The organism is Martinezella sp. CNPSo 3959, from assembly GCF_057784355.1.
The window spans coordinates 87,467-107,668 of sequence record NZ_JBXSOV010000004.1; the positions used below are offsets into that span (position 1 = coordinate 87,467).

At 61.0% G+C, this 20,202-nt stretch carries 17 protein-coding genes; 13 read left to right on the forward strand and 4 right to left on the reverse strand.

Annotation, left to right across the window (positions count from 1 at the left end):
• Window positions 1-15 precede the first annotated feature (15 nt).
• Window positions 16-897 (forward strand): 3-hydroxyisobutyrate dehydrogenase, encoded by an 882-nt coding sequence (mmsB, locus tag AC13RE_RS12850; protein WP_488563210.1) that lies wholly within the window; start codon window positions 16-18, stop codon window positions 895-897.
• 91 nt (window positions 898-988) lie between these two features.
• On the opposite strand, the gene AC13RE_RS12855 is transcribed toward mmsB, so the two are convergent.
• Window positions 989-3,058 (reverse strand): ATP-dependent helicase, encoded by a 2,070-nt coding sequence (locus AC13RE_RS12855; protein ID WP_488563211.1) that lies wholly within the window; start codon window positions 3,056-3,058, stop codon window positions 989-991.
• Window positions 3,059-3,333: 275 nt separating this feature from the next.
• Here AC13RE_RS12855 and AC13RE_RS12860 point away from each other — a divergent pair, with 275 nt between their 5' ends.
• Complete coding sequence (locus AC13RE_RS12860) at window positions 3,334-4,209, forward strand: SMP-30/gluconolactonase/LRE family protein (RefSeq protein ID WP_488563212.1); 876 nt, start codon at window positions 3,334-3,336, stop codon at window positions 4,207-4,209.
• A 48-nt stretch (window positions 4,210-4,257) separates the two neighbouring features.
• On the opposite strand, the gene secD is transcribed toward AC13RE_RS12860, so the two are convergent.
• The 3 genes from secD to AC13RE_RS12875 all read right to left on the reverse strand — a co-directional run bounded on the left by secD (window position 4,258) and on the right by AC13RE_RS12875 (window position 8,985).
• Window positions 4,258-6,813 (reverse strand): protein translocase subunit SecD, encoded by a 2,556-nt coding sequence (gene secD, locus AC13RE_RS12865; protein ID WP_488563213.1) that lies wholly within the window; start codon window positions 6,811-6,813, stop codon window positions 4,258-4,260.
• A 93-nt stretch (window positions 6,814-6,906) separates the two neighbouring features.
• Window positions 6,907-7,326 carry a hypothetical protein gene (locus AC13RE_RS12870; protein WP_488563214.1) on the reverse strand — a complete coding sequence of 140 codons (420 nt, stop codon included), beginning with the start codon at window positions 7,324-7,326 and terminating at the stop codon, window positions 6,907-6,909.
• A gap of 138 nt (window positions 7,327-7,464) precedes the next feature.
• Window positions 7,465-8,985 carry an ArnT family glycosyltransferase gene (locus AC13RE_RS12875; protein WP_488563215.1) on the reverse strand — a complete coding sequence of 507 codons (1,521 nt, stop codon included), beginning with the start codon at window positions 8,983-8,985 and terminating at the stop codon, window positions 7,465-7,467.
• Window positions 8,986-9,693: 708 nt separating this feature from the next.
• Here AC13RE_RS12875 and AC13RE_RS12880 point away from each other — a divergent pair.
• From AC13RE_RS12880 to fliF, 11 genes are all read left to right on the forward strand, one after another.
• Window positions 9,694-11,340: a globin-coupled sensor protein gene (locus AC13RE_RS12880; protein WP_488563342.1), complete on the forward strand. Its 1,647-nt coding sequence runs from the start codon at window positions 9,694-9,696 to the stop codon at window positions 11,338-11,340.
• A gap of 62 nt (window positions 11,341-11,402) precedes the next feature.
• The gene (locus AC13RE_RS12885) at window positions 11,403-11,699 is read left to right on the forward strand and encodes an STAS domain-containing protein (protein WP_015338779.1); all 297 of its coding nucleotides are present in this window, start codon (window positions 11,403-11,405) and stop codon (window positions 11,697-11,699) included.
• Window positions 11,696-12,061 carry a chemotaxis response regulator CheY1 gene (cheY1, locus tag AC13RE_RS12890; protein WP_004128526.1) on the forward strand — a complete coding sequence of 122 codons (366 nt, stop codon included), beginning with the start codon at window positions 11,696-11,698 and terminating at the stop codon, window positions 12,059-12,061. The genes AC13RE_RS12885 and cheY1 overlap by 4 nt, the downstream gene beginning before the upstream one ends.
• A 16-nt stretch (window positions 12,062-12,077) precedes the next feature.
• Window positions 12,078-14,363 carry a chemotaxis protein CheA gene (locus AC13RE_RS12895; RefSeq protein WP_488563216.1) on the forward strand — a complete coding sequence of 762 codons (2,286 nt, stop codon included), beginning with the start codon at window positions 12,078-12,080 and terminating at the stop codon, window positions 14,361-14,363.
• Window positions 14,364-14,367: 4 nt separating this feature from the next.
• Window positions 14,368-14,835 (forward strand): chemotaxis protein CheW, encoded by a 468-nt coding sequence (locus tag AC13RE_RS12900; RefSeq protein WP_488563217.1) that lies wholly within the window; start codon window positions 14,368-14,370, stop codon window positions 14,833-14,835.
• Window positions 14,832-15,740 carry a protein-glutamate O-methyltransferase gene (locus tag AC13RE_RS12905; protein ID WP_488563218.1) on the forward strand — a complete coding sequence of 303 codons (909 nt, stop codon included), beginning with the start codon at window positions 14,832-14,834 and terminating at the stop codon, window positions 15,738-15,740. Before AC13RE_RS12900 ends, AC13RE_RS12905 begins: the two co-directional genes overlap by 4 nt.
• Window positions 15,737-16,780, forward strand: a complete 1,044-nt coding sequence (cheB, locus tag AC13RE_RS12910) for a protein-glutamate O-methylesterase CheB (RefSeq protein ID WP_488563219.1) — start codon at window positions 15,737-15,739, stop codon at window positions 16,778-16,780. Before AC13RE_RS12905 ends, cheB begins: the two co-directional genes overlap by 4 nt.
• On the forward strand, window positions 16,780-17,169 hold the full coding sequence (locus AC13RE_RS12915; RefSeq protein WP_007695708.1) for a response regulator: 390 nt from the start codon (window positions 16,780-16,782) through the stop codon (window positions 17,167-17,169). Before cheB ends, AC13RE_RS12915 begins: the two co-directional genes overlap by 1 nt.
• Window positions 17,166-17,720: a chemoreceptor glutamine deamidase CheD gene (cheD, locus tag AC13RE_RS12920; protein ID WP_488563220.1), complete on the forward strand. Its 555-nt coding sequence runs from the start codon at window positions 17,166-17,168 to the stop codon at window positions 17,718-17,720. Before AC13RE_RS12915 ends, cheD begins: the two co-directional genes overlap by 4 nt.
• Before the next feature lie 16 nt (window positions 17,721-17,736).
• On the forward strand, window positions 17,737-18,150 hold the full coding sequence (locus AC13RE_RS12925) for a hypothetical protein (RefSeq protein WP_488563221.1): 414 nt from the start codon (window positions 17,737-17,739) through the stop codon (window positions 18,148-18,150).
• A 164-nt stretch (window positions 18,151-18,314) separates the two neighbouring features.
• On the forward strand, window positions 18,315-19,991 hold the full coding sequence (gene fliF / locus AC13RE_RS12930) for a flagellar basal-body MS-ring/collar protein FliF (protein ID WP_132715807.1): 1,677 nt from the start codon (window positions 18,315-18,317) through the stop codon (window positions 19,989-19,991).
• The last annotated feature ends 211 nt before the right edge of the window (window positions 19,992-20,202 follow it).

Below are 20,202 nucleotides of genomic sequence, written 5' to 3' on the forward strand. Positions count from 1 at the left end.
TGGGAGGAAAACATCATGACGCGGATCGCATTCATCGGCCTCGGCAATATGGGAGGCCCGATGGCCGCCAATCTGGTCAAGGCGGGCCATGCCGTCACTGGGTTCGACCTCTCGCATGATGTGCTGAAGGCAGCCGAAGCGTCTGGCGTAAAGGCTGCCAGCGTGCTGACAGAGGCCTTGGCCGATGCCGAAGTGGTCGTGACCATGCTGCCGAAAGGCCAGCATGTCCTGACCGTCTGGGCTGACGTGCTGCGCTCCGTGCCCAAGGGAACCTTGCTGATCGACAGCTCCACCATCGATGTCGACAGTGCCCGCAAGGCTCACGCGATGGCGGCTGACGTCGGTTGTCTTTCTCTCGATGCGCCGGTGTCCGGCGGCACCGGAGGTGCCGCGGCCGGAACGTTGACCTTCATGGCTGGCGGCTCGACGGAAAGCTTTGCCGCCGCCAAACCGCTGCTCGAGGTGATGGGCAAGAAGATCGTCCATTGCGGCGATGCCGGCGCCGGCCAGGCCGCGAAGATCTGCAACAACATGATCCTCGGCATCTCCATGATCGGCGTCTGCGAGGCTTTCGTGCTCGGCGAGAAGCTTGGCCTTTCGCACCAGGCCCTCTTCGATGTCGCTTCGACCTCCTCCGGCCAATGCTGGTCGATCAATACCTACTGCCCCGTGCCCGGTCCGGTGCCGACCTCGCCCGCCAACAATGATTACAAGCCCGGCTTTGCGGCGGCGCTGATGCTCAAGGACTTGCGGCTGTCGCAGGAAGCGGCGCTCTCCAGCGGTGCGTCGACGCCTCTGGGCGCGGAGGCGGCGCAGCTCTACGCACTCTTCGAAAAGCTCGGCAATGGCGGACGCGATTTTTCGGCGATCATCGAGATGTTTCGCGAGGCGAAGTGAGGATGGCTGGATAGTTGGCCGGGTGAGGGGCTAGGCGGTAAGAGGCGGCATCAAAGAACATGCCTGACCTGCCGACCTCAATTGCTGCAACTCACCGCCACATGCCCCGCATCCGCGCACCCACATCGACGCGCACCTCTCGCGCCCGAATGGCGGCAGCGCTTTCGGCACGCGCCTGCGGCCAGCCGCAGACCTCGAAAAACTGCAGCAAGGTTGCTGGAATGAAGCGGGTGCGCGAGGCGAAGACATGCTTGTCGCCCTGCGCATGCTGGCCGTGCACGAAGAAGCGCTGCGGAATGACGAGATCGAGATTGTCCTTGGCCCGCGTCATCGCGACATAGAGCAGCCGACGCTCTTCCTCGATTTCGGCGGATGATCCGACGGCGAGGTCGGCGGGGATGCAGCCATCGACGGCATTCAGGATGAAGACCTTCGTCCATTCCTGCCCCTTGGCGGAATGAATGGTCGAGAGGATCAGATAGTCCTCGTCGAGTAGCGGCACACCCGCCTGGTCGCTGGTGGCGTCGGGCGGATCGAGCGTCAGCTCGGTGAGGAAGCGCTCACGCGAGCCGTAGCCAGCGGCAATCTGTTCGAGCTGGACGAGATCCGCCTGGCGGGTCGATGCATCCTCATGTACGCGTTCCAGATGTGGCTCGTACCATTGGCGAACGAGGCCGATTTCCGCCGGCCAGCCGGCCTTCCCGCTTTTGACCTCCCGCATCGTCTCGACAAAGGCGGTCCAATCGTCTCCCGTGCGCGGTGGCGGCGGGAGTTCGGTGAGCGCCGTGATCGGGCTTGCCTCTTCGCCGATCTGGTCGAGTACGCGCTGTGCTGTCGAAGGGCCAACGCCGGGCAGGAGCTGCATCAGGCGGAACCCCGCCACACGGTCGCGCGGGTTCTGGGCGAAGCGCAGCGCCGCAAGCATGTCCTTGACATGAGCACTGTCGAGGAATTTCAATCCACCGAACTTGACGAAGGGAATGTTGCGCCGGGTGAGTTCCACTTCGAGTGGGCCGCTGTGGCTCGAGGTGCGGAAGAGCACGGCCTGCTGCTTGAGCCTTGCGCCACCCTCGCGATTTTCCAGTATTTGATCGGCGATGTAGCGCGCCTGATCGGCCTCATCACGCACGGTCACCAGCCGCGGCCGCTCTACGCTTTGCCGCTCGGTCCGCAGGTTCTTGGTAAAGCGCTCGGAGGCAAGATCGATCACGGCATTGGCGGCGGCCAGGATCGGCTGTGTCGAGCGATAGTTGCGGTCGAGGGTAACGATATCGGCCGAGGGCGTGAAGGCCTTCGGGAAATCGAGAATGTTGCGCACGGTTGCGGCGCGGAAGGAATAGATCGACTGCGCATCGTCGCCGACGACGGTCAATCCGCGCCCATCCGGCTTCAAAGCCAGCAGGATCGAGGACTGCAGCCGGTTCGTATCCTGATATTCGTCGACAAGCACGTGGTCAAAGCGGCTGCCGATATCCTCGGCGATCAGCGGCTCCTGCAGCATATGTGCCCAGTAGAGCAGCAGGTCGTCGTAATCGAGCACGTTCTGCACCTGCTTTGCCTCGACATAGGCAGCGAAAAGATCGCGCAGCTGCTTTTCCCACATGGCGCACCAGGGGAAGAAGTCGCGCAGCACGCCGTCGAGGGGCGCTTCCGCATTGACGGAACGGGAGTAGATGGCAAGGCATGTCGCCTTTGTCGGGAAGCGATTCTCTGTCTTCGAGAAGCCGAGGTCGTGGCGCGCCAGATTCATGAGGTCGGCGCTGTCTTCCCGGTCGTGGATCGTGAAGACGGGATCGATGCCGATCTGTTCTGCATAATCCCGGAGCAGGCGCGCACCGATACCATGGAACGTGCCGGTCCAGGCAAGTGCATCGGCGGTGATGCCGGAATTCGCACCCAGCACCTCGCGGCAGATGCGCTCGACACGGCGGCCCATTTCGGCTGCGGCGCGGCGCGAAAAGGTCATCAGCAGAATACGACGGGGGTCTGCGCCTTTGACGATCAGATGCGCGACGCGATGGGCAAGCGTGTTTGTCTTGCCGGAGCCGGCTCCCGCTATGACGAGCAGCGGCCCGGCAATATGACCGTCGCCCGCAGTCGTGCCGTGTTCCACCGCCAGCCGTTGCTCCGGGTTCAGCTTTTCCAGATAGGCGGCGGTCATCAACTCTCCTGACTATCTCCGGCGGCCGGCACGGAGCGCGATATGCGGCGAATCGCAAACGCGAAAATATAGGAACGTTCTATGGATGTTCCGAATCGCTAAAGCCTGTCAAGATGAGCAGGGCCTGCACGCGGATGTGACCTCTGGCGCAAGAATCTTATCGGGATTTGCATTCGCCCGGCTCGAAAAGGATCTTCGTCATGCTTATGTATCATTTCGGCGCAGCATTTTGAGTTTTTGGGGCTTCGTAATGCGTAGAATGAAGGTTTCAAAACATGAACGAAACGATTGCCACCGGGCTGCGTCTGCCTAGCGGCCTCGTGGCCTTGTCGGACGGCCGCCTCGCGGTCGTAGAAATGGATGCCAGCCGCCGCTGTCTGAAACTTTTCGACGCAAGCGGCGTACCGCAGGAACTTTGCCGGGTCGGCGGCTGGCCGATGGGGATTGCGGCGGATGGTGACGGATGTTTCTGGGTCGCCAATGGCCCGGAGAATTCCCTTGTCAGATTATCGGCGCAAGGCCGCGTCCTGCAGGTCATTGAAGGCAGCGCCGATGGTCCGTTTCTCCATCCGAATGCACTCGCTTTCGGACCTGACGGCCTGCTTTACATGACTGATTCCGGCATCCCTCTTGCCAATCTTCTCGAAGGCGGCCACATCCATCCCGATTTCTTCAAGGCGGCTTATAATGGCTGTGTCTATCAGATCGATCCGGCCGAGGGCCGGGTCATCCGGGTCCTGGCAGCCGGCTTGCTCTTTGCGAGCGGCATTGCCTTCGATGCCGACGGATTGCTCTATTATAGCGAAACGCTGACCGGAAAAATCTATCGGCAGGTCGTGGGCGGCAGGCAGGAAATGTTTGTCCAGTCGATGACATCGCCTGCCGTCAATGCGCTGCGCGGACCGGCAGGCCTCGCTTTTGATCGCAATGGCATGCTGTATTGTGCCATGTACGGCCTGGGTGAAATTTCTATGGTGGACGCCGAGGGAAAAATGGCCGGCCATATCCGCACCGACGGCACAAGGCCAGCCAATATCGCCTTCACCGTGGACGGCAAGCATTTGCTCGTCAGCGAGCAGGAAAACGGTGTTGTGGAAAAGATTACGGCCCCGCGTCCGGGCTTGCCTTTGCATATGCCGCCGATTTCGTAAGCGGCTGGTAGACATGCCCGGAAGCCGGGCATGTCCTCTTTTCATATATTAAGCAGCAGGAATCTGCTTGTTGTCCTTACCGGGCTTGCCGTCTGCCGATGCCGTGTCATTGGCGACCGGCTTGGCATGACGGCGACGCCAGTCGCCGAGGAACAGCAGGATCGGCGCCGCGATGAAGACCGATGAGGCGCCGGCGACGAGGATGCCGAACACCATCGGGATCGCGAAGCTGGAGACGGCGCTGCCGCCCCAGATCGCCATCGGCACCAACGCCAGGAAGGCGGTGGCGTTGGTATAGAGGCTTCGCGCCAGGGTCTCGTTGATCGACTTGTCAATGATGTCGCGCAGCGGCATCGACTTGTAGAGCCGCATGTTTTCACGCATGCGGTCATAGACCACGACCTTGTCGTTCACCGAATATCCCACAAGCGTCAGGATCGCGGCGATGGCCGTCAGGTTGAAATCGAGGCCGGTGATCGCGAAGAAGCCGATCGCCTTGGTCACATCGAGCACCAGCGTGACGATGGCGCCGACCGCGAACGGCCATTCGAACCGCACCCAGATATAGACGAGCATCGCCAGGCTGGCGATTACGACTGACAGGATACCGGCCCAGGCAAGCTCGCCCGAGACCTTAGGGCCGATGACATCGGTGCCTTCGATGGTCGCGCCGGGGTCGATCTTGACGATTTCCGCCTTGAGCTTGGTCACTGCCGCCGTCTGCGCCTCTTCGCCGCCGTCCTGGCGCTGGGCGCGGACAAGAAGGCTATTGTTGTCGCCGAAGGACTGCAGTGCGATTTCGCCGAGGCCGAGCGTGTTCAAGCCCTCGCGGAACGTAGACAGATCGGCTGCGTCCTTGGTCTTGACCGACATCTGGATGCCGCCGCGGAAATCGACGCCGTAGTTGAGGCCCGGATGGATGAACAGAACCACCGAGGCGATCGACAGGATCGCCGAGACGGTGACGCCGAAGAAGCGGGCCTTCATGAACTGGATGTGCTTGTCATAAGGGCTGAAGGGGATCAGCGGCCTGATGTTGATCACCTTCAGCTTGCGGCGACGGGTGATGGCGATCATCACGACGCGCACGAAGGCGACGGAGGTGAACATCGAGATGATGAGGCCGAGACCCATGGTCACGGCAAAGCCGCGAACCGGGCCGGAGCCGAAGTAGAACAGGATGGCGGCGGCGATGAGCGCCGTCATGTTGCCGTCGATGATCGTCGAATATGCCTTCTTGAAGCCATTATCGATGGCGGCGAAGGCGCCGCGGCCCTTGCGGGTTTCTTCGCGGATGCGCTCGTTGATGAGAACGTTGGCATCAACCGCAAGGCCGATGCCAAGGACGATACCGGCGATGCCCGGCAGCGTCAGCGTGGCGCCGACAAGCGTCAGAGCCGAGAAAGTCAGGACCGTGTGGATGAGCAGCGCGACATTGGCGAGAATGCCCCAGGCGCCATAGAGCACGAAGATGAAGGCGGCAACCAAGACGAAGCCGACGAGGCCGCTATAGATGCCCTTCTGGATCGCGTCGCTACCGAGATCGGCGCCGACGGTGCGTTCTTCGATGACGGTGAGCTTGGCGGGCAGAGCGCCGGCGCGCAGCAGGGCTGCAAGCGTGGTGGCGCTGTCGGCGGTGAAATTGCCGGAGATCTGGCCCGAACCGCCGGTGATCGGCTCGCGGATATTCGGTGCGCTCAGCACCTTGTTGTCGAGAACGATTGCAAAGGGCCTGCCGACATTTTCGCGGGTGATTTCGGCAAAGCGGTTGGCGCCGGCGCTGTCGAAGCGGAAGGTGACGAGCGGCTCATGCGTGTTCGGATCGAAGCTGACGCGGGCGTCCGTCAGGCGGTCACCCGACAGTTCGATGCGGTCGAGAACCGGATAGCTGTTGCCCTGCTCGTCCTTCATGATGGTGACGCCGGGGCCGGGATTGTTCGGATCGACATTGCCGGCGAGCAGGTGGAAGGACATCTTCGCGGTCGAGCCGAGAAGCTCGCGCAGATGCGACGGATCCTGTGCACCCGGAAGCTGGACGAGAACGCGGTTCGGGCCGACGCGCTGAATGGTCGGCTCGGCGACGCCCACCTGGTCGACGCGCTTGCGGATGACTTCAAGGCTCTGCTGAACGGCTGAATCCACATTGGCGGAAATGCCGGCTTGCGAGAAGGACATCGCGATCGTCGCGCCATTCGGCGTGATGTTGAGATCGGATTGACCGGCTGAGAGGCCGGATGTGATCGTGTTGGCAAGCGTGCGCAGTTGCGTCACTGCATCGCTGCTCTGCGAGGGATCAGTGAGCGTCACGACGATCTGATCGCCGTTGCGGACGATCGAGCGGGTCTGGATGTTCTTGTCGCGCAGCACGCGACGTGCGTCCTGCTGCAGCGACTGCAGTCGGCCGTTCGTCAGGTCCTTCTCATCGACTTCGAGAACGAGATAGGAACCGCCACGAAGGTCGAGACCGAGCGAAACCTGGCTATGCGGCAGCCAGGACGGAATCTTGTTGAGAACCGACGGCGGCAGCGCGTTCGGCAGGGCGATCAGAAAGCCAATGACGATGACCACTGTATAAAGTGCCACGAGCCATGGTGAGGTACGCATGGGTATTATCCTTGAAAATAGGCCTATGCCGACGGCTTCGCCGCAGGCGGACTTGAGGTCTTGTCGGAAATGCGGCGCATACGCGCCAAACGCTCAGGCGAGCGCGGCTGGAGGTGCGCGAGCGAGATAGGCGCGAAACGCCAGGGATTCGAGCCTTGCGGCATCGTTCGGGCGGTTCGCCTGCCACAAGGTTGCCGGATATCCGAGGGTAGGGAGGGCAGCAAGCGTTGCAGGCCCGATGTCATGCCATGCGGCCTTCGGTGTCACCAGCCGGTCGGCAACGACAATGCCGCGCACCGGATCGCGCAGGGAAAGGTAGAGGGGCTGACTGTCCTTGCCCGACGAGAGGGCTTCGGCATCGGCGCGCGTGGCAAGATTGATGCCGCCGCCGAGCGCCAGTCCGATATAGGCGAAAAACGCGACGAACAGCGAGGCGATCACGCGCGCTCCGGCGCGATGCGTCCTGTCGTCTCTATCTTCGCTGTCGGCGGCGCCGAATTCGAGCGGGCTCAACGGTCCAAAATGCCTTCATTCCTTTGCCGGAGCGAACTCCGGCGGTTCGGTCATGATAACAGGACGCCTAGCGTCTTCCTAGTAGCGGCCTGTCATGATGCAGTTGCACGAGCCGGTCAACAGTTCCGGCTCGATTTCTTAATTTTCCGTTTCAGCCGTGGCTGACGGTTTGGGCGCCAGGCAGGATGCCGGCACGCGATAGGCGTAGAGCGTCTTGCCCTTCATTTCGCCATAGGGCGGCGACCAGCTCTTCAGGAGCTCGGCCTGGCCTTCCGGGCACTCGATCGGATCGTTGTCGACGAACAATACCGGACCGGTCACACTGGCCGGCAGGGAAAAATCCTGCTCATAATAATTGTGGGGGAAGCCGCCGAAAGGGCGGGCATAGATACGGAACGGCTTGCCCTTGAGCGTATAATAGAGATCGGCAAGGATATCGCGATCCTGCGCGGCAATTTCAGTCATCTTCGCCTGCGTGGCGATATCGGCGATTTCTTGACTGATGACGCTGCGGCCGACATAGCGCTTCATGACGAGATTGCCGTTCGGCAGCTTGATGTCATAGGCGAAGACCGTCAGTACCGGGATCACGACGGCGACGACGGCGCCTATGATCAGCGAGGTGCTCAGCCCCTTTTTCGTCAGCCGATAGAGCAGCCAGACGGCAAGAATGGTGCCTGCGGCATAGGCTGAAACGGCCCAGTTGGCATAGGCCTTGGCGAGAAGGGCCTGCAGCGTAATCAGCGCTGCGACAGGCACAGAGAGCCAGAACAGCAGTTTCTCTCGGTCGTCGCTCTGTCCACGGATCAGGCGCCACGTTGCCCACAAGAGCGCAAAGAAGACGACCGGGCCGACTACGCCGAACTGCGCGCCGAAGAAGCTGAGCCCGTTGAGCATGTGCTTCAGCAGAGTGTTGGCGCCGCCGCTCTTGCTCCATTGGGCGATGTTTTCGGTGTGCTTTATGGTCGCCGCATCATGCGTAAGGTTCCACCAGAGATTGGGGGAAACGACGATGGCGCCGACGATGGCGGCAATCACCATATCCCGCCAGGCGATCCGCGCCGAACGCATCGTCAGCATGGCAATGCCGACGCCCGGCAGAAGGAAGAGCACCGAATATTTCGTCAGGAAAGCGCAACCGAGGCTAGCGCCGAGGATGATGGCTTCCAGTATCGAGGAGCGCCTGGTCAGACCGATAAAGGCCCAGATGGCGATCGTCACGAACAGGATCTGGATCGTATCGGTCGACACCAGCACGGCCGAAAGCGAGGCAGCCGGCAGGGTGATGAAGATGACGCCGACCCATGGCGCAATCTCGCGTCCGGTCTCGTCGTCGATCAGCCGCCGCGTGGTGCACATCAGCATCAGGGCTGTGGCAAGATGGAAGAGCGGTGCCGATATGCGGATCCAGAAGGTCGAATCCGAGCCGGAGATCGCATTGAAGAAGCGGATGACCCAGGCAATCATCGGCGGCTTGGAATAATAACCGAAATCGAGATTCTGGCCCCAGAACCAATATTGCGCCTCATCGACGAAGAGGTCCGTCTTGTTGAGGAGCAACATGAGCACGCGCCAGAGCGTCACTCCGAAGATGATCGCGAGGGCGAGCCCCAGCGAAAGTTTCTGGGCGTTTGTTCGGGAATGGGTCGTGTCGAGCATTAAAAGATGGGTCTCGGTGCCTGATCGTGAGGCTTAATACGGAACTATTGAGGCCAAAGCTAGCTCCCTGCCGTCCGTAAGAACAGCAGCGCTCGCCGTCTTGGCCACGAGATGCCATATGTCCGATCTTGGATCTGAGACGTCCGTTACAGCTTTGTCTAGAGAATGCGGCTAGTGGCTTTGCCGCGCACCTCTTCGAGACGATATAGAAGCATGAAGGCCGTAAGCGTCAGGCTGGCCATCAGCGAGGCTGTCAAACCAAGAACAATCATTGCTCTCTCCGTAACGACATCGAAACTGTCTATCCCTTGGGTAGTAAGGGATGAAGCTTGCTCGTGACTTACGATCGATGTTCTTTTCCGGCAACAAAGTAGTCGCTAATTTAGTAGGGATAACTACGAGCTGCGTCTCGTCCGTCATTAACCTTCGGGCAAGGAATTAACCATAAATATTGAACTTGAACGTCGGAATGGGAAAATTGTGACTCGTTCTCACCAGGCATGAAGCCGCCCCGTCGTACCGGGTCCGATCCGGTATCCATGTCATCAAACAGGTCCGCAACAGACTTTGATGAACGAGCGAGCTTCGGTGCCTCGATCAGTCGATCGACGGCTACGGCTGCCTTTTCTCGCCTCCTCATTGCGCCTGGCGCGGATCATCAGCGGTTTCGCCTGCGCTTCAATGCGCGGCAGTTCGGCAGGGGCGACTTTGGCGCAGGATACGCCTTCAGATCAGGCAGGCAGGGCACAGGCTGGCAGCCTTCGCGACCGCTTGCGTTTTGCTGGTCTCGATGCCGGACAATGCGAAACGCTGCGCCGTCACCGGCCAATGCTCGAGGCGCATCTGAAAGCCGGCCTGCGCGATCTTTTCCTCCGTTTCCAGACCTATCCCGACGCTGCGCGCAATTTTTCGAGCGAAAGCCAGCTCCTACGGCTCCAGGATCTGCACTCCTCGCACTGGGATGTGCTGACGGATGCGCGCTTCGACAGCCTCTATGCCGAGCGCGTCAAGGTTCTGTCCGACAGCGAAAGCAAGATGGGACTCGATCCGCGCTGGCATGTTGCGGGCCATGGCGTGATGCTGGAGCATCTTCTTTCCGGCCTGCTCGAAGATATGGGCGGCCGTGCCATTCTGCCGGGAGCCAAGCGACGTGCCCGCGAGCTCAGCGAACTCGTGACATCGGTCGTGCGCCTGGTGATGGTCGATGCCGAGATTGCCGTATCGTTGCGGTTCAACGAATTACGGGTCGGTCATCAGCGGGCGCTGGCCGAACAGCGGGCTGCCGACCGCGCCGAGGCAGCGGCCTTGATTGCCGATCTCGCCAACGGCCTTGCCGCTCGCGATCTCACGACCCGTATGCCGATGGATTGTCCTGAGGCCTATACCGAAGTGGCGGAAGCCTTGAACTCGGCGCTTACTGATATTCAGCAGCAGTTTTCGGCGCTGTCCGGTGGTGTGCAGGCGGCCGAAGCGACGAGCGACGCCATTTCCCGCGCCACAAAATCCCTGGCTGAAAAATCGTCCGAGCAGTCGCGAGGACTTGCGGCCTCTGCAAAGCAGTTAGCGGAACTGGCCGAACAGGTGCGCGGCAATGCAGCCAATACCCGCTCGGCCGAGCGCGTCACCGCATCGACCCGCGTGGCGGCCGAAGACAGCGGCAAGATCGTCGGGCAGGCGATATCGGCCATGGCCGATATCGAAACGTCAGCTGAAAAGATCGGCCAGATCATCGGCGTCATCGATGAGATCGCTTTCCAGACCAATCTTCTTGCGCTGAATGCCGGCATCGAGGCCGCCCGCGCCGGTGATAGCGGCCGCGGCTTTGCCGTCGTTGCGCAGGAAGTCCGCGCGCTTGCCCAGCGTTCCGCCGATGCCGCACGCGAGATCAAGGTTCTGGTGACGGGCACTAAAGCGCAGGTGGATGCCGGCGTGCAGATGGTCGGCCGCACCCAGGAAGCGATCGGCAGCATTGTCCGCCAGGTGACGGATATCAATGAAGCCATTTCCGGAATTGTCGCGGCCAGCGACGAACAAGTCGCCGGCCTCAAGGCACTGACATCAGATATCGGTGGCCACAGCGAGCGTGCGGCCGCTGCCGGCAGCGAGGCCAGCCGCTCCGAGGAAGGTGCCGATCACCTTCATTCCGTCGTCGTCGAACTCGGCCGGACCATCCGCGAATTCCGCATCGAGCGCGAGCGGCGGCATGCGGCCCCTGCCGTCCCGGTCAGGGCCGCGCAGCAACCGCAGCTCCCAGCTCGCGAGGAGTTCGGCATCACGCAGAACGAAGAGGATATGGCCGATTTCGGCTTCCCGCTTCGCAGGGCCGCAGCGGGAGGCGATCGCAATGCCTATTGATCTTTCAGTTTCATGCACATGCGGGCCGACGGGCCTGATTTCAGACAACGAGGAATAACGCGATGCCGAGCAGGAAAGGCGAAAAGACAATCAGTCTGGCCGCAGTGCTGGACCTCAACGAGGCCTCGAGCCTTCGCGGTACACTGATGGGGTTGCGCGGCAGCAATGTCGCGATCGATGCGTCCGGTGTCGAAAGGATCGGGACTTTGTGCGTGCAGGTCATCATGGCTGCCGCCAAGACCTGGGATGAGGACAAACTCTCCTTCACCTTCTCCAAGGTGTCGGATGCATTTCAAAAAACGATGCAGGTGATCGGGGTGGATATCTCCCATCTGCTTGCCAAGGAGATCCGGCAATGAAGAAAAAAGTGCTGACGGTGGATGATTCTCGAACCATCCGAAACATGCTTCTCGTGACCCTCAACAATGCAGGCTTTGAGACCATTCAGGCCGAAGACGGTGTCGAGGGCCTGGAAATTCTGGAAGAAGCCAATCCTGACGTTATCGTCACCGATATCAATATGCCGCGTCTCGACGGCTTCGGCTTTATCGAGGGCGTTCGCCGCAACGACAGATACCGCGCGGTTCCGATCCTCGTGCTGACGACGGAAAGCGACGCGGAAAAGAAGAACCGTGCCCGCCAGGCCGGTGCGACCGGCTGGATCGTCAAGCCGTTCGATCCCGCCAAGCTGATCGATGCCATCGAGCGCGTAACCGCCTAGACAGGATCCATCCCTCATGGACATGAACGAAATCAAAGAGATTTTCTTCCAGGAGTGCGAAGAGCAGCTCGCCGAACTGGAATCCGGTCTCCTGAAAATGAATGATGGCGACCGTGACCCGGAAACCGTCAACGCCGTATTCCGCGCCGTTCATTCCATCAAGGGTGGGGCGGGTGCCTTCGGTCTGGACGATCTGGTCGCCTTCGCTCATGTCTTCGAGACGACGCTCGATTGCGTTCGATCCAACAAGCTGGAGCCGACCCAGGATGTCCTGAAGGTCATGCTCAAGGCCGCCGACGTTCTGGCGGATCTCACCAATGCTGCTCGCGATGGCGGCAGCGTCGATCCGGCGCGCAGCCGTGGCCTTGTCAAGGAACTGGAAGCGCTGGCAAATGGCGATGTTCCCGCGCCGTCGGCAGCGGTGGTTGCCGAAGTTGCTCCGAAGTCCGTCGCGGCCGCGCCTTCGCCGACCGACGAAAGTGGTTTCCAGCCGATCCCCTTCAGCTTCGACGATGATTTCGGCAGCGACGAGCTGGCCGTCGATGCCAGGCCGGAATATGAAGTCAGCTTCAAGCCGCGGTCCGATCTCTACGCCAAGGGCAACGATGCGACGCTGTTGCTGCGCGACCTCTCGCGGCTCGGCGAGATGAACATCTTCTGCGATATGGATGCATTGCCGGGCCTTCCCGACATCGATCCCGAAGGCGCCTATTTCAAGTGGGCAATCTCGATCAAGACGGACAAGGGCGAAGATGCCATTCGTACCGTCTTTGAATTTGCCGAATGGGATTGCGATCTCGATGTCCAGCCGGCCGCAGACGACGGGTCTTCGACCAGCGAAGAGTTGCCGATGGTACCGGTGCCCTTCGATCTTTCGATCCTTGACAATGACGGCGTCGCTCCGGCTGCAGAGGCCGGAAAAGAAATACCGGCGCCCAGAAACGATGTCGCTGCCGCCGTTGCGGCCGCGGAAACCGCAAGCAATGTTACGCTGCTCGCCTCGGCCGCTGCACGCGTCGAGAAGAAAGAGGCCGCCCTTGCCGCAGCTGCCGCTTCCAATGCCGCCGCAGCGCAGAACAATGCCGCCGCAGCCGCCGGCCAGACCATCCGTGTCGATCTCGACCGCGTCGATCGCCTGATCAACCTCGTCGGCGAGCTTGTCATCAACCAGGCAATGCTCTCCCAGAGTGTCATCGAGAATGACAATAATGGCGTGTCCTCGATCAATATGGGTCTCGAGGAGCTGCAGCAGCTCACCCGCGAGATCCAGGACAGCGTCATGGCGATCCGCGCACAGCCGGTGAAGCCCGTCTTCCAGCGGATGTCGCGCATCGTCCGCGAAATCGCCGATATGACCGGCAAGTCGATCCGCCTGATCACCGAGGGCGAAAACACCGAGGTCGACAAGACGGTCATCGACAAGCTTGCAGAACCGCTGACGCACATGATCCGCAATGCCGTCGATCATGGCATCGAAACGCCGGAAAAGCGCTCGACGCTGGGCAAGAACCCGGAAGGCACCGTCCGGCTGACGGCAAAGCATCGTTCCGGCCGCATCCTGATCGAGCTTGCCGACGACGGCGCCGGCATCAATCGCGAGAGAGTGCGCCAGAAGGCCATCGACAACGACCTGATCGCGGCAGACGCCAATCTGTCGGATGAGGAAATCGACAACCTGATCTTCCTGCCGGGCTTCTCGACCGCCGACAAGATTTCGGACATTTCCGGCCGCGGCGTCGGCATGGACGTGGTCAAGCGCTCGATCCAGGCGCTCGGCGGCCGCATCAACATCACCTCCAGGCCGGGGCAGGGCTCGGTCTTCACCATGAGCCTGCCGCTGACGCTGGCCGTTCTCGACGGCATGGTGGTCACGGTTGCCGGCCAGACGCTCGTCGTGCCGCTGACGGCGATCGTCGAGACGCTGCAGCCCGAGGCTTCCGCGATCCACTCCTTCGGCGCCAACCATCGACTGATCTCGATCCGCAACAGCTTCTGCCCGCTGGTTGACGTCGGGCGCATCCTGAACTTCCGCGCCACTCAGGCCAATCCGGTCGACGGCGTCGCACTGCTGGTGGAATCGGAAGGTGGTGGTCAGCGCGCTCTCATGGTCGATGCCATCCAGGGCCAGCGCCAGGTCGTCATCAAGAGCCTCGAGGCCAACTACACGCATGTCCCGGGCATTGCTGCAGCGACCATTCTCGGCGATGGCCGCGTGGCGCTTATCCTGGATGTCGATGCCGTGGTCGGCGCTTCGCGCGGCCAGGCGCTGAAGCCCGAAATGTCTTACGCGGCGGCGGGGTGACTTGATGTCTTATGCCGTCAAGAGCCTGAACCAGGGCAATCGCGAGCTGATCGCCTTTCGCATCGGCGACCAGGAATTCTGCGTTAACATCATGTCGGTTCGGGAAATCCGCGGCTGGACGCCCGCAACGGCCATGCCGCATGCGCCCGGCTATGTGCTCGGGATCGTCAACCTGCGCGGCGCGGTGCTGCCGATCATCGATCTCTCCGCCCGGCTCGGGATGAAGCGGGCGGAACCGACAGTTCGGCATGTGATCATCGTGGCCCAGGCCAAGCGCAAGGCGGTCGGTCTTCTGGTCGATGCGGTTTCGGATATCCTGACCATTACGGACGACAGCATACAGCCGACGCCGGAGGTTTCCTCCGATCACGAACGGCAGTTTGCCCGCGGCATCGTGGCGATCGATCGCCGCATGATCTGCCTGATCGAGCTGGAAGCCCTGTTCCCTGAAAGCGAAAGCGAGGCTGCATGAGCATGATGGGAGCAATGGATTTCAAGGCGTCTCCGGACGAGGTGCTGGCGAGCGGCGAATACCCGCTGACGCGCCGCGACCTCTCGGAAATCGCCGCAATGATCTATGCGGATGCCGGCATTTCTCTCAACGAGAGCAAGGCGTCGCTCGTCTATTCCAGGCTGTCGAAGCATATCCGCGCGCTGGGCCTCGCCGGCTTCCGCGACTACTGCCAGCTCGTGTCGTCGCCGGCGGGAAGTGCGGCGCGTCGCGAGATGCTGTCGCATCTGACGACGAACTTCACCCGCTTTTTCCGCGAAAACCATCATTTCGATCATCTGCGCGACGAGGTTCTGCCTGGCCTGTTGGCGCGCGCCAAGGCCGGCGGCCGGGTGCGCATCTGGTCAGCCGCCTGTTCCGACGGGCAGGAGCCTTACTCGATCGCGCTGACGGTGCTTGCCTTGATGCCGAATGTCGCCGATTTCGATTTCAGGATCCTGGCGACGGATATCGATCCCAAGATCCTCGGGCTTGCCCGCGCCGGCGCCTATGATGAATCTTCGCTCGAAACGGTTTCTCCTGCCATGCGCAAGCACTGGTTCCAGGAAGTCAATGTCCAGGGTCGCCGCAAATTCCAGATCGACGATCGCGTCAAGCGGCTCATCACCTTCAACGAGCTGAACCTCCTCGGGCAGTGGCCCTTCAAGGGCCTGTTCGACGTCATCTTCTGCCGCAACGTCGTTATCTATTTCGACGAGCCGACGCAGACGAAAATCTGGACGCGCTTTGCCGGCCAACTCCAGGATGCCGGCCATCTCTATATCGGCCACTCCGAGCGCGTGGCCGGCGAGGCCAAGCACGTCTTCGACAATATCGGCATCACCACCTATCGCTATCTCGGCAAGACCGCAGGGAGGAAGCCATGAGTTCTCTCGCTCGTGTTCTTGTCGTCGATGACTCCCCGACCATGCGGGGTCTCATCACCGCCGTCTTGCGTGCCGATCCAGAGGTCGACGTCATCGGCCAGGCTGGCGACGCCTTGGAAGCGCGCGCCGCCATCAAGGCGCTCAATCCGGATGTCGTCACCCTCGATATCGAGATGCCGAACATGAACGGCCTCGAATTCCTGGAAAAGATCATGACGCTGAGGCCCATGCCAGTCATCATGGTCTCCACCATGACCCATCGCGGTGCCGACGCGACGCTTGCCGCCCTCGAAATCGGCGCATTCGACTGCGTCGGAAAGCCCTCGCCGGGCGAGCCGCATCCTTTCGGCGATCTGGCGGATAAGGTGAAGGCGGCTGCCCGCTCGCAGCGTCAGTATGTGAAGCCCACCGCTCAGCGCGTGCCGCCGCCGGCCGTCGCGGACTTCCGCGTGGGGCGTAAGATCGTCGCCATCGGTTCTTCCACGGGCGGCGTCGAGGCCCTGATCAATGTACTGCAGAAATTCCCGGCCAATTGTCCGCCGACCGTTATCACGCAGCATATGCCGCCGACCTTTACGCGCAGCTTCGCCGAGCGGCTGAATCGCCTCTGTGCGCCGGTCGTCCAGGAAGCGACCGACGGTGCGCGGCTGGAAATCGGCAAGATCTATCTGGCGCCTGGCGGTGAAAGGCACCTTAGGGTCGCCAATGCGTCCGCGCCTCATTGTCGTCTGGTAGACGGCGGGCCGGTGAACGGCCATCGTCCTTCCGTCGACGTGCTCTTTGACTCGGTTGCCGAACTGGCCGGCCGCAATGCCGTCGGCGTAATCCTGACCGGTATGGGGCGCGACGGCGCCGCCGGTCTCCTCAAGATGCGCCACGCGGGTGCGCGCACCATCGGCCAGAACGAGAAGACCTGCGTGGTCTACGGCATGCCGAGGGTCGCCCACGAGCTTGGTGCAGTCGAACAGCAGTTTCCGCTGAACGCCATTGGCGAGGAAATTTTGAAAGCCACAGCCGCCCGAAAGGAAGGGAGCGAATAATGTCTCTAGCGGAGAAAATCAAAGTTCTGATCGTAGACGATCAGGTCACCAGCCGCCTCCTGCTCAGCGATGCGCTGACGCAGCTCGGCTTCAAGCAGATCACGGCTGCCGGCGATGGCGAGCAGGGGATGAAGATCATGCAGCAGCAGCCGCATCATCTCGTCATCTCCGATTTCAACATGCCGAAGATGGATGGCCTTGGCCTTCTGCAGGCCGTGCGCACCAACCCGGCGACCAAGAAGGCCGCCTTCATCATTCTGACGGCGCAGGGCGACCGCGCGCTGGTTCAGAAGGCGGCGCAGCTCGGGGCCAACAACGTACTCGCCAAGCCCTTCACCATCGAAAAGATGAAGGCAGCCATCGAGGCTGTGTTCGGAGCATTGAAATGATCGTCGAGGGTGCGGCCCGTCGCGTGCATATCATTCAGGGCGAGTACAAGGTTATCAGCGATCCAGAAGTGGTGCTGACGACCATCCTCGGCTCCTGCGTGGCGGCCTGCCTGCGCGATCCCATCGCCGGCGTCGGCGGCATGAACCATTTCCTTCTCCCTGGAATGGCGAACTCGCCGATGAGCGGTGGCGATGCGACGCGTTACGGCGTGCACCTGATGGAACTTCTGATCAACGGTCTGCTGAAGAAGGGCGCAAGGCGCGACCGGCTGGAGGCGAAAGTCTTCGGTGGCGCCAAGACGATCGCGACCTTCTCCAATGTCGGCGAGCAGAACGCGATCTTTGCCATGCAGTTTCTGAAAGACGAGGGTATCCCGGTCGTCAGTTCCAGCACGGGCGGCGAGCACGGGCGCAAGATCGAATATTGGCCGATTTCCGGAAGAGCCAGGCAATATCCGCTGACCGGCGCCGAGACACAGAAGACCGTAGCGCTGGAGCAGCGTCCGGTCGCGGCTCCCAAACCAGTCGACAACACGATCGAATTTTTCTGATCAGCGAGGCAAGTGCATGACCCCCTTTCAGCACGTTGAGACGGCTGCCATCGAGGAGACGCTTCCGGCTATCCTTCTGCGCATCGTTTCCGAATTGCATGACATCGCCTATCTGATCGAACGCGTCGAACCTCAGCTGCTTGACATCAGCGATGCCAATATACTGGCCTCGCCGGAGGCCGTGAAGGTCGTCCAGGGCATCGATCTTGCGGTGCAGAAGACGCGCGGCATCGCCGAATTCATCGATACCATTGCCGGAGCTATGCCCGAGGCCTGGACGGTGGATCTGGCAACGGCGCTGAGCCTCGTCAAGCTCACAGAAATGCAAAGGGCGCTTGGCGGCAGCAGTTTTCATGCGCATTCCCCGTCCATGGCCCAGCCCCTGGTCCAACCCATGGCAAAGGCTGCCGGCGATTTCGACTTCTTCTAGCTGCCGTCGACGATAGATACTGTTTTTCTTATATAATCTTCCGATTCTTTCCGCCTTTTTTCTGGGCTCTTCTGGCCGGACGAAACGCTCGCACAAGTTTCGATTTCTATTTTCGCAGCAGGTTACAAAGCCATCAGGTCTTTGACGAATCGTGCGAGAACAGAATGAATCTGTTAAATCAATTAGTTCCCCTGTTTCGGAATCTGCAGAATCTCGGGAGAACGCGGCTGATGATCATGGGAGGCGTAGGCGCCGCCTCCGTGCTGCTGATCCTTTTGGCGGCCCTCTACGTCAATAAGCCCGCTCAGGAGACGCTGTATGTCGGCCTGGACCCGACGGATCTCAATCAGATCAGCATCGCGCTCGCTGAAGCCAAGATCAATTTCCAGGTCGGTACGGACGGCTCCAGCCTGACCGTTCCGGCAGGCATGACCGGCAAGGCCCGCGCGCTTCTCGCCGAGCGCGGCCTGCCGACGAGCGGCAAAGCCGGCTATGAGCTGTTCGACAATGTTGGTTCGCTCGGTCTGACTTCCTTCATGCAGGAAGTTACCCGCGTGCGTGCTCTCGAGGGTGAAATCAGTCGCACCATCACTTCTATCGCCGGCATCAGCGCTGCCCGCGTCCACATCGTCATGCAGGATGTCGGCAACTTCCGGAAGGCGGATCAGAAGCCGACGGCATCGGTCATGATCCGCGCGAGTGCGGAGGCTGCCCGCAAATCGGCTTCGGCTATCCGCCATCTCGTCGCCTCCGCCGTTCCCGGCCTGGAAGTCGACGACGTCACCATCCTCGATTCCACGGGCCAGCTCCTCGCATCGGGAGACGATCCTGGCAACGGAGCGCTGAGCCGCAATCTCGGCATTGTGCAGAATGTCCAGAGCGAAGTTGAATCCAACATCGACAAAGCCTTGGCGCCCTTCCTCGGCATGGACAATTTCCGTTCCAGTGTGACGGCGCAGCTGAATACCGACAGTCAGCAGGTGCAGGAAACCACCTTCGATCCCGACTCGAAGGTCGAGCGCTCCGTTCGCACAGTTAAGGAAGCGCAGAAGTCGCAGCAAAGCCAGCCGGACACAGCAGCCACCGTGGAGCAGAATATCCCGCAGGCGGCTCCGAAATCCGGTGGCAACTCGCCGACGTCGAACGACCAGTCCGACAAGCGCGAGGAGCAGACCAACTACGAAATCAACAGCAAGACGACGGCCACGACCCGCAACAGCTACAAGATCGAAAAGCTCTCCGTCGCGGTGGTGGTCAACAAGGGTCGCATCGCGCAAATGGTCGGCGAAGGTGCCGACCAGGCGAAGGTCGATGCCTATATCGCCGAGATGCAGAAGATCGTCGCAACAGCAGCGGGCGTCGATCCGGCCCGCGGCGACATCGTCACCGTCAATGCCATGAATTTCCTCGACAGTCAGCTGCTTGAAGATACGTCCTCCAGCTTCAGCATCACCGACATGCTGAGCCGCAACATGGCTGGCATCATCAACTCGCTGGCCTTCGTCGCCGTCGCTGTCCTCATCATCTGGATGGGCTTCCGTCCGCTGATCCGCTCGCTTGGTGGTGCAAATGGCGGCGCAGCGCTGCCGGAAGCGGCCGGCCTCGAGCTGCCGGACTTCGCACCGGCAGTGGGTGGCCCCGGTGCGGCTCTCATGGACGGCTTCGGCTCGGACTTCGGTTTCGACAGCACCGACGATCTGCTGACCATGGGCGACGATGCCGGCACCTTCAACCGCCGCGTCAAGGAAGGGCCGGAGCGCCGCCTGTCCCGCATGGTGGAAATCAGCGAAGAGCGCGCAGCAAAGATCCTCAGAAAATGGGCCGTCGACCAGGCAGCCTGATGAAAGGACCGGGAAATCTCCCGGTCTTTTTTTGTCTCGACAGGTGGCATTGGAGCCTGCCGCGCCGTCGATTTGAACCTGTGATTAATTAGTCGCTATAAGCCGAATTGACGTGTTCGTAAGATGGAATTCAAAGGACATACAGTTGTTGGGTGTGGAGAATCGACTTACAAATACTGTGCTTATTGCGTAATACATGAATAAACGGAAC